General features: G+C 53.0%; 14 protein-coding genes. 9 read left to right on the forward strand and 5 right to left on the reverse strand.

What is annotated here, in order from left to right:
• Window positions 1-159 precede the first annotated feature (159 nt).
• The 3 genes from B5D32_RS13360 to B5D32_RS13370 form a co-directional block, all read right to left on the reverse strand.
• On the reverse strand, window positions 160-870 hold the full coding sequence (locus B5D32_RS13360; RefSeq protein WP_078785477.1) for a hypothetical protein: 711 nt from the start codon (window positions 868-870) through the stop codon (window positions 160-162).
• A gap of 35 nt (window positions 871-905) precedes the next feature.
• Window positions 906-1295, reverse strand: coding sequence for a fimbrial protein (locus B5D32_RS13365; RefSeq protein ID WP_426744229.1), 390 nt, complete (start codon window positions 1293-1295; stop codon window positions 906-908).
• Window positions 1296-1822: 527 nt separating this feature from the next.
• Complete coding sequence (locus B5D32_RS13370) at window positions 1823-2665, reverse strand: AraC family transcriptional regulator (protein WP_078785478.1); 843 nt, start codon at window positions 2663-2665, stop codon at window positions 1823-1825.
• Window positions 2666-2970: 305 nt separating this feature from the next.
• Here B5D32_RS13370 and B5D32_RS13375 point away from each other — a divergent pair, with 305 nt between their 5' ends.
• The 9 genes from B5D32_RS13375 to B5D32_RS13415 all read left to right on the forward strand — a co-directional run bounded on the left by B5D32_RS13375 (window position 2971) and on the right by B5D32_RS13415 (window position 13268).
• On the forward strand, window positions 2971-4263 hold the full coding sequence (locus tag B5D32_RS13375; protein WP_078785479.1) for an ABC transporter substrate-binding protein: 1293 nt from the start codon (window positions 2971-2973) through the stop codon (window positions 4261-4263).
• A 139-nt stretch (window positions 4264-4402) separates the two neighbouring features.
• On the forward strand, window positions 4403-5296 hold the full coding sequence (locus B5D32_RS13380) for a carbohydrate ABC transporter permease (RefSeq protein ID WP_078785480.1): 894 nt from the start codon (window positions 4403-4405) through the stop codon (window positions 5294-5296).
• A 15-nt stretch (window positions 5297-5311) separates the two neighbouring features.
• Window positions 5312-6169 (forward strand): carbohydrate ABC transporter permease, encoded by an 858-nt coding sequence (locus tag B5D32_RS13385; RefSeq protein WP_078785481.1) that lies wholly within the window; start codon window positions 5312-5314, stop codon window positions 6167-6169.
• Between the two features lie 48 nt (window positions 6170-6217).
• A complete protein-coding gene (gene gnpA / locus B5D32_RS13390) occupies window positions 6218-8389 on the forward strand; it encodes a 1,3-beta-galactosyl-N-acetylhexosamine phosphorylase (RefSeq protein WP_078785482.1) in 2172 nt (723 codons plus the stop codon).
• 69 nt (window positions 8390-8458) lie between these two features.
• The gene (locus B5D32_RS13395) at window positions 8459-9892 is read left to right on the forward strand and encodes an arylsulfatase (RefSeq protein WP_078785489.1); all 1434 of its coding nucleotides are present in this window, start codon (window positions 8459-8461) and stop codon (window positions 9890-9892) included.
• A complete protein-coding gene (locus B5D32_RS13400) occupies window positions 9889-11010 on the forward strand; it encodes an anaerobic sulfatase maturase (RefSeq protein WP_078785483.1) in 1122 nt (373 codons plus the stop codon). Before B5D32_RS13395 ends, B5D32_RS13400 begins: the two co-directional genes overlap by 4 nt.
• Before the next feature lie 11 nt (window positions 11011-11021).
• On the forward strand, window positions 11022-11594 hold the full coding sequence (locus tag B5D32_RS13405; RefSeq protein ID WP_143402774.1) for a chromate transporter: 573 nt from the start codon (window positions 11022-11024) through the stop codon (window positions 11592-11594).
• The gene (locus B5D32_RS13410; RefSeq protein ID WP_078785485.1) at window positions 11591-12157 is read left to right on the forward strand and encodes a chromate transporter; all 567 of its coding nucleotides are present in this window, start codon (window positions 11591-11593) and stop codon (window positions 12155-12157) included. The genes B5D32_RS13405 and B5D32_RS13410 overlap by 4 nt, the downstream gene beginning before the upstream one ends.
• A gap of 22 nt (window positions 12158-12179) precedes the next feature.
• Entirely contained in the window at window positions 12180-13268 is a 1089-nt protein-coding gene (locus B5D32_RS13415; protein WP_078785486.1) for a phosphotransferase enzyme family protein, read from the forward strand.
• Window positions 13269-13436: 168 nt separating this feature from the next.
• Here the strand turns inward: B5D32_RS13415 and B5D32_RS13420 are convergent, their stop codons facing one another.
• Together B5D32_RS13420 and B5D32_RS15265 are read right to left on the reverse strand one after the other, a co-directional pair.
• Window positions 13437-13946 carry a hypothetical protein gene (locus tag B5D32_RS13420; protein ID WP_078785487.1) on the reverse strand — a complete coding sequence of 170 codons (510 nt, stop codon included), beginning with the start codon at window positions 13944-13946 and terminating at the stop codon, window positions 13437-13439.
• 194 nt (window positions 13947-14140) lie between these two features.
• Window positions 14141-14350, reverse strand: a 210-nt coding sequence (locus B5D32_RS15265) for a hypothetical protein (RefSeq protein WP_159447055.1), incomplete at its 5' end; no start/stop codon positions are given.

The raw sequence follows: 14350 nt of genomic DNA on the forward strand, positions 1-14350 counted from the left end.
CCACAGGAACAGATTGCCGGAGACGGCATCCTTGCCATGCGCGTCTACGGCCGCAGCAGCTTCATCCTCGGTCAAAGCAAAAGCGGCCGGACAGTACAGAAGCGCAAGGTTGATGGCGGTGAATAGGGTAAACAGAGTTTTTTTCATGTAAAAAATCTCCTATAAGGACAGCGGATTGGCGAGAAACTCACCGACCATATTGACGAACAGTTTTAAGCACCATGCGTTCATAATCAGCAGCAGAAGCTGCCCACTGAACATTCGGCACCAGCTTTTGAAAATGTTGTTTGTGCCGCGCGCCGCGCCCATAGCAAAGGCAAGGGGTGCGGTGAAAACCAGAATTCCCAGTACAACGTATCGCTCGGCGGCTTCCAAAAGCAGCTTTAAGTAGTTCCAAGCCAGAATCACAACAAGAATCAGCGCAATCAAGGCCACAGAACCGTTGGCAATCACGCCAATGATGATGAGTAGCACGGAATTGAAGTCTCCAAACTGCACGCCGGGCAGGCTGCTGTCCAGAATCCAGGTGTAGGGCGTGCCGCCGATCTGCAAGGCAAGGTTGACGATGTCATCGCAATACCAAATCAGAAGCAGGAAAATTACAGAGCGCACCACCAGATTGATGGGATTCTCGGTGTCAATGTCAAACCCTGCGCCATAGCAGCGGTAAAGCTGCCACACAAGGTTTAGCAGCACCAGCCCAATGGCTGTCCAGATAAAAATCTCGTACATGGACGATGCGGCAGGAAAGTACCGCTTGAACGTATCCATATTGCAGCCCAGCGCGCCAAGTACTGATGTTGATGCCAAATCCAGCAAATTCATCACCTGCGTTGCCAGCCAATCCACAATGCCATCTAAAATGCCCAAAGGCGTTCACCTCCTTGCTGCAATTCCGCGCAGGTTTACGGATTCCAAGTGCCGCCCTGGAAGAACGGCGTAACGTAGGCCATGATGAAGCCGAGACCGTTCAGAATCGCCCAGGTGATGGCAATGCGCTTAAGCCATGCGCGGGAATCATCCACGGTCTTGCCGTTCTTGGAAAAGTTCATCAGCAGCAGGGCAACGGCGGCGCAGACTACAGCTGTGACGGTGGAGATAGAGATGATTTGCGAGTAGACATCCTGCATGATCTCGCTGGCTTTCGTCCAGACGGTTGTGCTGGCTGCGGCGGTGGGAGAATTATCCTCGCCGGTTGCAAAAGCGGGCATTGCGGTCAGTACACTGCATAGGACAGCGCAAAGGGCTGTCCTTATGCGCTTGTGGTAAAAAGAATACGTGTTTTTCTTGATCATTGAAACCTCCTGTGTGTAAAAATGCTTTATGAGTTGCCAAAAGTAGACCATTACCATAATAACAAATTGGCTGTGCAGGAAAAAAGGCTTTCGCTCTGCGGATGTATTGCGGATGTTGTGCAGGTTCAATCAGGGGTAAGGAGATTGGTGATTTTCTCGCAATTTTGTAGCATAGGACAGTGATGCCAGCAACAAAAGATATTCAAACGTAGAAATGAAAATAGAGCTGTCATGAGACGGCAGCCCTATTTTTATCACAAAACCAGTTCCTGTACAAAATTCCTTGTGCGGTTGATACTTGGAGAGGCAAGACAGTAATATAGATATTCCCATATAACGCAAAGCGCCGTTACCGCAGGTGAAGCGGTAACGGCGGGGAAGTGATTGACTATATTGGCAGCGCAGATAACATTGGGCACCATCATTTCCGGTTTCAACTGATACAAAATGGTATTGGCGCAGACCCGATGGCAGTCTTTTGTGAAATTTCGGCCATAAAGGGAAAACCTATTAAACGAAAACAAATGTTAAAATTTCACCTGGTTTGCTTTCCGGTACTCTGTTGGCGAGGTTCCTTCTGCATTGCGGAAAGTTTGGGAGAAGTAGCTGGAAGAAGAAAAGCCCAGAATAGCTGCGATCTGAGAGAGAGAAAGGTCCGTCTCGGCCAGGAGACGCTTTCCTTCTTTTATGCGGCAGTTGATGATATAATTGATGGGCGAAACACCGTATTCGCGCTTAAAGGCGTGTACCATATAATATTTGGTGATGCTGACCTTTTCTGCCAGCTGGTCCAGCGTGATATTTTCCTTATAATGGTGGTCAATGTAGCGCTTTACCGTTGCACACTGGCGGTTGGCAGGCAGGCGGGAGTGGATCGGCACAGCCGAAACACTGGCGTTGCGCATCAGCTGTACAACGATAATATCCATGTAGGCCTGGCAAAGTATCTGGAAACTCGACTCTCGGTTCTGCATTTCCCGCAGGATCTTGCGCATACAGACCAGCACATCGTTATCCTCTTTAAAGGTATAAATGCAAAAGCTGCCCTCGGCGGCATCGGAAATCGTAAATTCCAGCCCTTCGATGCCAAGCACAATATATTCCAACGGGTGTGATTCAAAGCTGACTTCGGTGTGGATGACGTTGGGATTGACCACGACCAGCTGGTGCGCCTGCACGGGGAACAGCTTGTCATTGATCTGAAACTGCCCCTCGCCATCGACAATATAAAATAGCTCTGCGTAGCTATGGGAATGTGGGATGGAGGGCCAATCGCCGCTGTATTTTGTAGAGGCTATATTGCGCAGCTTCATCTTGTCGCGGGGGAGTGCGTCATCCTCCGGGTTGAAAGCATAGTTGATGTGGCTCATGGCGAGGCCTCCGAACTTTTTGATATATTGTCATAATTCTATTATATGGCACACGTCCGAAAAATGCAACGAATTTTTTGGGCGATTTTATCAATATGTTGCTTTGTTTCGAAATACAAACGTGTAAAGTGCACAATTTTCAGACGCGAAAGTCGGACGTTGTGCCGAAAAAACGGTGAATAACAATATTGCTAAAATGATGAGCAATATAATAATTGATAAATGATGTGAAAAGCACTACACTTAAGTCACCGCGAAAGGGATGAAATCCCGACATAGAAATTACACTTAGGAGGAAAACACAAATGAAGAAGATCGTTGCACTTTTGATGGCTTCTGCTATGGCAGCATCTCTGGCTGCTTGTGGTGGCAGCGCTCAAAGTTCGGAAGCTACCTCTACTGCTCCTGCTGAATCCACGGCTGCCGAGTCTACGGCTACTGATGGCAAGAAGTATGAGGGCGTTGAGTTGACCATGTGGTCCATGTGGTCTGCCGGTGAGGTTCAGGCAAATGCAATTCAGGCCGCCGCTGACGCTTTCGAGGCTGAGACTGGCGCACATGTCAACATCGAGTGGAAAGGCCGCGATGTCAACACCCTGATTTCTGCCGCGCTGGAATCTGGCGAAAAACTGGACATCTTCGAGGATGATTACAACCGTATCGGCCACGCTTACGCTCCCTACACCTACGACCTGACCGAGATGGCAGACGCTGTCGGTTATGATGACTTCAGCTATGCTTGCTTCAATGATCAGTCCAAAGAATGGGCTGGCTACCTGAACTCCATCGTAGAGCAGCCCCAGATTGGCGGTATCTTCTACAACAAGGACGTTTTCGATGCCTGTGGCATTACCGACGCCCCCAAGACTTGGGATGAGTTCCTGACTGTCTGCCAGACCCTGAAAGACAACGGCTATGAGCCGCTGGCGCTGGACGGTGCTTACGCAAACTTCAACTTCTACAACCATCTGGTCCGCCATCTGGGCGAGGACACCATTGCCGAGCTGGGCAAGAACGGTGGCTGGGCTGACAATGAAGCTGCTGTTACGGCTGCGCAGGAAATCATTGATTTCGTGAACGCTGGTTATCTGGCCGAGGGCGCACCTGATGCTTATCCTGCCAGCCAGACCAAGGTTGGCCTTGGCACGGCGGCTATGGTTGCTTGCGCAAACTATGTCACTTCCGAGGTTGATGCTGCTGTTGGTGAGCCTGTAAACTGGGGCTTCTTCAACTATCCCGAAGTCGAGGGCAATGTTGATGCTTCTGCTTACGCCGGTGCAAACTCTCTGGCCATCTCCTCTTCCTGCGAGAACCCGCAGGCTGCATTTGACTTCATTATGACCATCGTTACCGGCACCTGCGGGCAGGAGCTGGTTGACAAGGGCGGTCAGATCCCTGCTGACACCCGCCTGAAAGAGTCTGTCCTGGCCGGCTCTGTTGAGACGCTGAAGAACACCACCACCCCGATGAGCTGGTGCGGTTCTCTGAACACGCTGGACGGCTGGTCCTCCATCAAGAGCTCCATGATCGAGCTGTTCGAAGGCAAGTACGCAACCGGCGCCGACTACTGCGCTTACTTGGATACCCTGTGCGGCTAATCCTATAATAAATCACGGTACGCCGTCAAGCGGTGCGGCTGTAATGGATTTATTCAGGATTCCCTCAATCTGAACGGAGGCGGCACCTGAATGGGTGCCGCCTTTGCTTATGACATTTCATTTTTGAGGTATTACCAGTATGAAAAAGAACAAGACAATGATTTTCCTATTCATTCTGCCCACCGTTCTTTGCCTGTTGTTCATGTATGTCTATCCGATTGTTCGGACAGTTATCATGAGTTTCTTTAAGGTAGAGAGCCTTACGGCATCTACAAGCACATGGAGCTTCTATGGGCTGCAAAACTATTTCAAAATCCTGCGAAATGCCGGTTTTATCAGTTCCATGAAAAACATGGTGATGATTTGGCTGGTAGGCGGCATCATTACCATGTGCCTGTCCATGTTGATGGCCGTGATTTTGACCAGTGGCATCCGCGGCGCAAAATTCTTCAAGGCCGCCATATATATGCCCAATATCATCAGCGCCGTGGCACTGGCTACCATGTGGATTCAGTATGTGTTCAACTATGATTATGGTCTGCTGAACCAGATCGTCAAAGCATTCGGCGGCGAGAATGTCCGCTGGCTGGGTACAGACTTGATTTTCTGGGCTATGATGATTGCTTTCATCTTTGGCAGTGTTGGTTACTATATGCTGATTTTTATCAGCGGCATCGAAGGTATCCCGCAGGATTTGTACGAAGCTGCCACCATCGACGGCGCGAATATCCTTGACCGCTTCTTCCAGATTACGCTGCCCCTGCTGAAAGGCGTCATCCGCACCTGTGTTACTTTCTGGAGCATCAATGCTACCACATTCTTCCTGTGGACGAAGATGTTCTCCCCCATCAACACGGAAACGGCCACCATTGTGCCCGTTGTGTATCTGTACGATACGGTGTTTGGCGGCAAGGGCGTTGTAGAGCGCGATGCTGGTGCAGGCGCAGCGGTTGGCGTTGTGCTGACTTTGATTATCATTGCTGTGTACGTTATCACCAACCTGATCTTGAAAGACTCGGATCTGGAGTATTAAGGTAGGAGAGCAGTTATGGGAAAATATCACGATAGAATCAACTGGAAGAAAGAGCTTCGGCTTCTGCCCGGTTATATCATTGTTTGCGCGTGGGTCGCGCTTACGGCTGCCATCCTGTTCTGGATCGTCTGCGCCAGCCTTTCCTCAACAAAGGAAATTCTGACGGGCCGTGTTATGGACTTTTCCAATGGCCTGAAGTGGGATAACTACGTCACAGCTTGGAACACCCAAAATGTATCGCTGTATTTCTTCAACAGCTTGGTTTATGCCATTGTTTCCTGTGTGGGCGTATTGCTTATTTCCGCGCCCGGTGCTTATGTGCTTTCTCGCTGGAAGTTTGTCGGCGGTAAGGCCATCCGTATCGGCTTGGTCATTGCCATGAGTGTTCCCACCATTATGATCATCATGCCGCTCTACTCTTTGGCTGTGCAGTGGGGCATCAAGGGTCGCGTGCTGTTGGTTGTGCTGTACATTATGCTGCGCGTACCGTATACCACGGTTTACCTGCTGGATTTCTTCTCATCACTGTCCCGGTCTTATGAGGAGGCGGCCTACATTGACGGATGCAGCCATTCTCGGACATTCTGGCAGATTATGCTGCCGCTGGTTCAGCCCGCCATTATTACGGTTACGATTTTCAACTTCATGTCTGTGTGGAACGAGTTCTTCATGGCGTTGATTTTCACTACCAGCGATTCTATGACCCCTGTTGGTGTCGGTTTGTTGCAGATTGTCAACGCAATGAAATATTCCGGCCAGTACGGTGCTATGTTTGCCGCAGTTATCATTGTATTCCTGCCTACTTTCCTGCTGTATCTTTTCCTGTCTGAAAAGATTATTGTCGGTGCTACCAGTGGCGGCGTTAAGGGCTGATTTGACTTTCCTCCATTCAAAATATTACGTTTCAAGGAGAATCTTTATATGAATGATGTAAGAAAAATGGGCCGCGTGACGATTCCCACTGATACGGACGCAGTGTCTGAAACCCTCGACCTGTTGAAGCGCTGGGGCGCGGATGCCATCCGCGACTGCGATGGCACTGAGTTTCCGCAGGAGCTGAAGGACACCGGCGCAAAGATTTACGCCACCTACTACACCACCCGCAAGGACAACGCATGGGCCAAGGCCAACCCCGACGAAACCCAGCAGTGCTACATTATGACGCCGTTTTACACCGCTGAAGGCGGTGCGCTGACCATCCCCCTGATGACAGGCATCAGCCGTGAGCTGATGAAGGTCAACGACCACGATGACATTGCCCGCTGGTGGGAGGTCATTGATCGCACGACGGGTGAGCCTGTCCCCACTTCCGACTGGTGCTACGATACTGCGGCTGAGAGTGTTGTCATCGACGCCCCTGCCGCCTACCATGAGTACACCGTCAGCTTTCTGGCCTACCTGATTTGGGACCCTGTTCATATGTACAACTCCGTCATCAACGACTGGAAGGACGTCGAGCATCAGATTCCGTTTGATGTACGCCAGCCCAAGACCCATGCCTACACGATGCGCCGTCTGCGGGAGTACCTCGAAAGCCATCCTTATGTAAATGTTGTTCGTTTCACGACGTTTTTCCACCTGTTTACGCTCGTCTTTGATGAATTGCGCCGTGAAAAGTACGTTGACTGGTACGGCTACTCTGCTTCCGTCTGCCCCTACATTTTGGAGCAGTTCGAGAAAGAAGTCGGCTACAAGTTCCGCCCGGAGTTCATCATCGACCAAGGCTACTACAACAACCAGTACCGCGTACCCAGCAAGGAGTACAAGGACTTTCAGGCATTCCAGCGCCGTGAGGTGGCCGGTCTGATGAAAGAAATGACCGACATCGTCCACGAATACGGCAAGGAAGCCATGATGTTCTTGGGCGACCATTGGATTGGCTGTGAGCCGTTCATGCCGGAATTTCAGAAATCCGGCGTCGATGCCATCGTCGGCAGCGTCGGCAACGGCAGCACCCTGCGCCTGATCTCCGACATTCCCGGCGTCAAGTACACCGAGGGCCGCTTCCTGCCTTACTTCTTCCCCGATACCTTCCACGAGGGCGGCGACCCCGTGCGCGAAGCCAAGGAGAACTGGGTCACCGCACGCCGCGCCATCCTGCGCAAGCCCATTGACCGCATCGGCTACGGCGGCTATCTGAAACTGGCCTGCGAGTTCCCGAAATTTCTCGATTATGTCGAGAGCGTCTGCAACGAGTTCCGCGAACTGTATGAGAACATCAAGGGCACGACGCCCTACTGCGTCAAGACCGTGGCTGTGCTGAACAGTTGGGGTCAGCAGCGCGCGTGGGGCTGCCACATGGTCCACCACGCGCTGTACCAGAAGCAGAACTACAGCTATGCGGGCGTCATCGAAGCGTTGTCCGGCGCACCGTTTGATGTGAAGTTTGTCAGTTTTGACGACATCAAGGCTGACCCGAATGTGCTGGATGGCATTGATGTACTTATCAATGTCGGCGACGGCGACACCGCCCACACCGGCGGCAAAGTCTGGGAAGACCCGGAGATTTCCTCTGCTGTCAAGGGCTTTGTCCATCGTGGCGGCGGCCTGATCGGCGTCGGCGAACCGGGCGGCCACCAGTATCAGGGGCGCTATTTGCAGCTGTCCGCACCGCTCGGCGTGGAGAAAGAAACCGGCTTCACGCTTAACTACGACAAGTACAACTGGGACGAGCACCGTGACCACTTTATTCTGACCGACTGCCCCGACCATGACGTGGACTTCGGCGAGGGGAAGAAGAGCATCTTTGCGCTGGAAGGCACCGAGATTCTGATTCAGCGCGACAAGGAAGTGCAGATGGCCGCGCACGAGTATGGCAAGGGCCGCGGCGTGTACATCAGCGGCCTGCCCTACAGCTTTGTGAACAACCGCGTGCTGTACCGCGCTATTCTGTGGGCTGCCCACGATGAGGCCGACCTGCACAAGTGGTTCAGCACGAACTACAATGTCGAAGTACATGCCTACGTCAAGAACGGCAAGTATTGCGTGGTAAACAACACCTACGAGCCGCAGGATACCACCGTTTATACCGGCGATGGCAGCAGCTTCGACCTGCACATGGACGCGAACGAGATCAAGTGGTATAATCTGTAAAACAGACAAAGGCGTGCCGTGTTTGTGCGGCACGCCTTTACCTGCAAAAACAATGATAAGGGGTTTATTATGGATAAACGTCCCAATATTATCCTGCTTATGGCAGACCAGATGCGCGGCGACTGCCTGGGTATTGCCGGGCATCCGGATGTGAAAACGCCGTTTTTGGATGCCCTGGCCGCCGAGGGTGTGCGCTATGAAAACGCCTATTCCGCCTGCCCGACCTGCGTTCCCGCCCGCGCCACGCTGTATACCGGCATGTCCCAGGAGCACACGGGCCGCGTTGGCTACGAAGATTTGATCCCGTGGGAGTACCCCCACACGCTGGCCGGGGAACTGAGCAAGGCGGGCTACTATACCCAGTGCGTCGGCAAAATGCACGTCCATCCGCTGCGCAACAACCTGGGCTTTAACGATGTGCGACTGCATGACGGCTATCTCCATGCCTACCGCCGCCCCACCACGCCCAGTTATGAGGACCAGCGCGTGGCCGATGATTATTATTGGTGGCTCAAACAGCAGCTTGGCGTGGATGCCGACCCCGTGGACACCGGCCTTGACTGCAACAGCTGGGTCGTGCGCCCCTGGATCTACGAGGAAAAGTACCATCCTACCAACTGGGTCGCCAGCGAGTGCCGGGATTTCCTGCGCCGCCGTGACCGCTCGAAGCCGTTCTTTTTGATGGCCAGCTTTGTGCGGCCGCACCCGCCGCTGGATGCCCCGGAATACTACCTGAATTTGTACAAAGATAAGCCGCTGGCCGAGCCTTGGCGCGGCGACTGGAACGACTGCGTCCGCTGGGAGCGCGACGGCCACAGCTACCATGCCCAGACGGCACCCTCGGATGAGAGCTACATCCAGCAGCTGCGGGCGGGCTACTATGCGGCGATTACCCACATGGATCACCAAATCGGGCGCTTAGTCTCCGCGTTGGTGGAGGAACAGATTATGGACAATACGATTATTCTGTTTGTCTCCGACCACGGCGAGATGCTGGGTGACCACCTGATGTTCCAAAAAGCCAAGCCGTTTCAGGGCAGCATCCATGTGCCGCTGTTTATCTCCGGGCCGGAGCGTTATGTCGGCAAGCACGGCACGGTCCGCACCGATTTGGCCGAGCTGCGGGATGTTATGCCCACGCTGCTGGAACTGGCGGGCACACCGATCCCCGAAACCGTGGACGGCACGAGCCTGCTGCACCCTGTTGAGCGTGAATATCTGCACGGCGAGCATACGCTTGGCGAGGATTCCATGCATTTCATCCTGACAAAAGAGGATAAATACATCTGGTACTCCCAGACCGGGCGGGAGCTGTACTTTGATTTGCGCAACGACCCGCACGAGAACAAGAATGTGCTGGACGAACACCCAGCGCGCGTAGCCGAGCTGCGCGAACTTCTCATCAACGCACTGAAAAACCGCGAAGAGGGCTACACCGACGGCCACAGCCTGCTTGTGGGCAAAACACCCGTGACCGTATTGCAGCATACCGAGGTGCTATGAAGCAGCTTCAATTCCTGATAAAACCAGCCGCAGGCTACTGCAACATGCGCTGCCAATATTGCTTTTACCGGGATGAGCAGCAAAACCGCGTGAACCCCGAAGACTGCATGATGACGCGGGCGACTGCCGAGACGCTGATTCAGCGCTGCTTTGTGGAAATTGAGCAGGGCGGCTTTGTTTCGTTTGCCTTTCAGGGCGGGGAGCCAACCCTGGCCGGGCTGGATTTTTTCCGCTTCTTTACGCAGACGGTGCGAAAGTACAACCAGAAGCGCGTCACCGTACAGTACGCCATCCAGACAAACGGCCTTGCCATTACCGAGGAATGGGCTGAATTTTTCAGCAAAGACCATTTTCTCGTGGGCATCAGCTTGGATGGCACCCCGGATGTCCATGATGCCCTGCGCCCGGACGCACAGGGGAACGGGACATGGGATAAAATCACGCAGACGATCAAACTGCTGCGCCGCTGCGGCGTGGAGTGCAACCTTTTGTGTGTCGTCACCAAGCGGCTGGCCAAAAAGGCGGAGCGCGTGTATAAATCCATGAAAGCCACGGGGGTGCGCTATTTGCAGTTCATTCCCTGTCTGGACCCGTTGGATACGCCGCAAGGGCAGCAGAACTACTCCTTAACACCGGAGCTGTACGCGCAGTTCCTGTGTGCCATGTTTGATGCCTGGTATCGGGACTGGAAAACCAGCACCTATATCAGCATCCGTTTGTTTGAGGATTATATTCATCTGCTTATGGGCAGCCCTGCGGGGACCTGCTCCACGACCGGTACTTGCGGTGCCTATATGGTTGTGGAGGGTAGCGGTGCCGTGTACCCGTGCGACTTCTTCTGCCTGGATGCCTATAAACTTGGAACTGTGCAAAACGACACCCTGCAATCGCTGCTTACCGGCAAGAAAATGCAGACATTTATCACAGACGGCTGGCAGATCCCCGCAGAGTGCCGGCAGTGCAGATGGATCCGCCTGTGCCGCGGCGGCTGCAAGCGCGACCGCAATGCTACCGACACTGCGCAGCGCAGTTACTACTGCAAAGCCCTGCAAAAGTTTTTTGCCTATGCGGAACCGCGCCTGTGCGAGATGGTCCGCGCCGTTCAAATGTACCGCTGAAAAGGAGACAGATTCTATTGGACAAGAAAAATAAATACTGGCAGCTGTTTCTCTCTACCTTTAAGTTGAGCGCCTGCACCTTCGGCGGCGGCTTCGTCATTATCCCCCTGATGCGCGAGCGCTTCGTGAAAGAACTGCGCTGGATCGAGGAAGAAGAAATGCTGGACCTGACGGCGATTGCCCAATCCAGCCCCGGCTCTATTGCCATCAATGCCTCGATTCTGGTGGGCTACCATGTGGCAGGCATCCCCGGTGCGCTGATTACCGTGGTGGGGGCAGCCTTGCCGCCGCTTATCATCATTTCCATTATCTCCGCGTTTTATCAGGCGTTCCGCTCCAACAAGTATGTGAGTATGGCGATGGCCGGTATGCTGGCCGGTGTGGCGGCGGTTGTCTTTGATGTGGTCATCAATATGGCGTGGCCCATCCTGAAAAAGAAGCGCTGGCTGCCCATCGCGGTCATGCTGGCGGCTTTTTTGGCGACCCGTTTCTTCTCGGTGAATATCATTTTAATTATTTTGGTCTGCGGTGTCATCGGCGCACTGGATACTCTGTATCTGCAAAAGCGGGAGGACGACAAATGATCTACCTGGAACTGTTCTGGAGCTTTTTCCAAATCGGCCTGTTCAGCATCGGCGGCGGCTATGCGGCCATGCCCCTGATTCAAAACCAAGTCGTGGATATTCACCCCTGGCTGACGATGACGGGCTTCGCGGACATTATGGCCATTGCCGAAATGACCCCCGGCCCCATCGCCGTAAACGCTGCTACGTTTGTTGGTATTCAGGTGGCGGGTCTGCCGGGGGCACTGATTGCCACGATCGGCTGTATTTTCCCGTCCTGCGTCATCGTCATGACGCTGGCCTACGTGTATTACCGTTTCCGCGGTCTAAGCGTTATGCAGGGCATCCTGGCCGGGCTGCGGCCTGCTGTTATTGCCATGATCGCTTCCGCCGGCATCTCCCTGTTGTGCATGGCCCTGTACGGGCAGCGCACTTTCCCGGCTGATTTGGGCAGCATGGATCTGATTGCCCTGGCTGTTTTCCTTGTGGGCTTCTTTATTCTGCGTAAGTGGAAGCCCAGTCCCATCAAGGTCATGGCGGGGGCTGCCATGGCCGGTGTCGTGCTGTACAGCATCGCGGCATAAACAAAAACTGAGAGGATATTTTATGATGAATGAGATTTTAGCCGCCTGGCGGTGGAACGGTTCGGTGTCCGAGCCGGTTCCCTATGGCGAGGGGCATATCAACCAGACGTATGCCCTCACGGTAACGTCTGCGCAGGGCGCAAAGCGCTACATCCTGCAAAAGATCAACACCGATACCTTCAAGGACCCCGCCGGCTTGATGGAAAATATCTGCGGCGTAACGGATTTTCTGCGTGAAAAAGCTAAACAGCGCGGGGCTGACCCTGCGCGTGCCACGCTCCATGTAGTGCCTACTGCGGCAGAAAAGCCTTATTACCAAGCCGCCGATGGCAGCTGCTGGCGTGTCTATGATTTTGTGGAGAACACCGTCTGCTTGCAGCAGGTGCAATCTGCCGAGGATTTTTACCAAAGCGCCGTTGCGTTCGGCAATTTCCAGCATCAGCTTGCCGCTTATCCGGCCCACACCCTCCATGAGACGATCCCACACTTCCACGACACACCCAAGCGCTTCGCTGATTTCCAGCGCGCTGTAGCCGAGGACCGCATGGGCCGCGCCGCCCAGGTGCGGCGCGAGATCGAGTTTGTCTGCGCCCGCGAAGCTGATTATCATGTGATGGTGGATCTGCTGGCGGCGGGCAAGCTACCGCTGCGCGTCACCCACAACGATACCAAGCTGAACAATATCCTGCTCGACAAAACGACGGGGGAGGGCCTTTGCGTCATCGACCTTGACACCGTCATGCCGGGCCTTGCCGCCAATGACTTCGGCGATTCCATCCGCTTCGGTGCCAACCATTGCGCCGAGGATGAAGCTGACCTCTCGAAAGTGAATTTTAGCATGGAACTGTTTGAAATTTACACCAAGGGCTTCTTGCAGGCAGCAGGGGAGGCGTTCACGCCTTTAGAGAAACAGACCCTGCCCTGGGGCGCCAAGCTGATGACAATGGAATGCGGCATGCGCTTCCTCTCCGATTATCTCGAGGGAGACCACTACTTCCACATTAACTATGAACAGCAGAACCTTAACCGCGCCCGCACCCAGTTCAAGCTGACCTCCGGCATGGAAGAAAACTGGGATGCTATGCAGAAAGTAATTGAGAAATACTGCTGATAAAAACCTGATACCCCCTTCTCATTCTGCGTTTTGCGTAAAGCAAAATCGCGGTTTCTCCTTTTTATAACGCCCGCGCCTGACAAGCGCGGGCGTTTTCTGTTCTATACAGAATAAAGTCGTCGGCACAGCTTTGCAACGCAGATTTATTGCGAAGGTTGTGTAGGGTCAATCGGGTGTCAGCAAATTGGTGATTTTCTCGCAGTCCTGGGAAGTGTAGCCCCACAAAATCGAACTGAGAACCTCAATAGCTTCATCCCGGTGAACATAGTAGGTGCGCAGAGAAATGGAGATACCCTTGGTTTCGAGCAACTGCAAAATTGCACCCGCATTCTCGCACTGCTGCGGGGAGAGATAGGCATAGTACAAAATCCAGTAATAAAACTCGCCCTTTTTGTGTTTGCGGCGCATCAGGTCAATCGCGGTGTCGATGATCTGCATCATTTTTTTGCTGCGTTCCAAGGCGCGGGCATAGCTTTCCAGCCGGTTGCCGCCCTTGTTGACCTCGCTGTCAACAAACAGTGCGTCCGTGGACAGCCCATATTCGGCCTTGAATTCCTCTTGCAAATCGAGATCTGATACTTCCAAATTCCACATGACATCCCGGTACTTCCTCAAAAGCGTCCGTGTGTCATGGTAATGCGGGGATACATTGGATTTCTGTCTTTTGAATGGCATAAAAATACTCCCTGTTTTTGTTTGTCGAAAGAATTCTTTCAATTACTAAACAGAGAGGAATTAACGATTTTGACGCATAATTTGCAAAGAAAAAGAAAAAATCCGCATCGAAATCGCACATGTCGGCAATATCGATGCGGATTTTGGTTTTGTTTACAAGGGCATTGGTAAGTTGTGCAAGGACCAAGCTATTATTAGAACCCGTCAATCGCACGCTCAATCACGGTGGGAACAAAAATGGACATCACAACCAACCACACAGCTGCAATGGCTTGAATAAGGTTGTCGGGCATCCCAATAAGAATGTCAGGAAACCATACAAATGCAGGGGCAACAAGACTCCGTATAAGGTAACCGACAAATTCGCCGATGCTGAACACACCTAAATAATCAATTGGCTTATA

The organism is Gemmiger formicilis (assembly GCF_900167555.1).
In the GTDB taxonomy this organism is placed as follows: Bacteria; Bacillota; Clostridia; order Oscillospirales; family Ruminococcaceae; genus Gemmiger; species Gemmiger formicilis.

Bases quoted from the DNA above. Each gene is read 5' to 3' on its own strand.
- gnpA (WP_078785482.1), top strand. From the start codon at position 6,218: ATGAATGATGTAAGAAAAATGGGCCGCGTGACGATTCCCACTGATACG.
- B5D32_RS13400 (WP_078785483.1), top strand. From the start codon at position 9,889: ATGAAGCAGCTTCAATTCCTGATAAAACCAGCCGCAGGCTACTGCAAC.
- B5D32_RS13370 (WP_078785478.1), bottom strand. From the start codon at position 2,665: ATGAGCCACATCAACTATGCTTTCAACCCGGAGGATGACGCACTCCCC.
- B5D32_RS13380 (WP_078785480.1), top strand. From the start codon at position 4,403: ATGAAAAAGAACAAGACAATGATTTTCCTATTCATTCTGCCCACCGTT.
- B5D32_RS13420 (WP_078785487.1), bottom strand. From the start codon at position 13,946: ATGCCATTCAAAAGACAGAAATCCAATGTATCCCCGCATTACCATGAC.
- B5D32_RS13385 (WP_078785481.1), top strand. From the start codon at position 5,312: ATGGGAAAATATCACGATAGAATCAACTGGAAGAAAGAGCTTCGGCTT.
- B5D32_RS13410 (WP_078785485.1), top strand. From the start codon at position 11,591: ATGATCTACCTGGAACTGTTCTGGAGCTTTTTCCAAATCGGCCTGTTC.
- B5D32_RS13415 (WP_078785486.1), top strand. From the start codon at position 12,180: ATGATGAATGAGATTTTAGCCGCCTGGCGGTGGAACGGTTCGGTGTCC.
- B5D32_RS13365 (WP_426744229.1), bottom strand. From the start codon at position 1,295: ATGATCAAGAAAAACACGTATTCTTTTTACCACAAGCGCATAAGGACA.
- B5D32_RS13375 (WP_078785479.1), top strand. From the start codon at position 2,971: ATGAAGAAGATCGTTGCACTTTTGATGGCTTCTGCTATGGCAGCATCT.
- B5D32_RS13395 (WP_078785489.1), top strand. From the start codon at position 8,459: ATGGATAAACGTCCCAATATTATCCTGCTTATGGCAGACCAGATGCGC.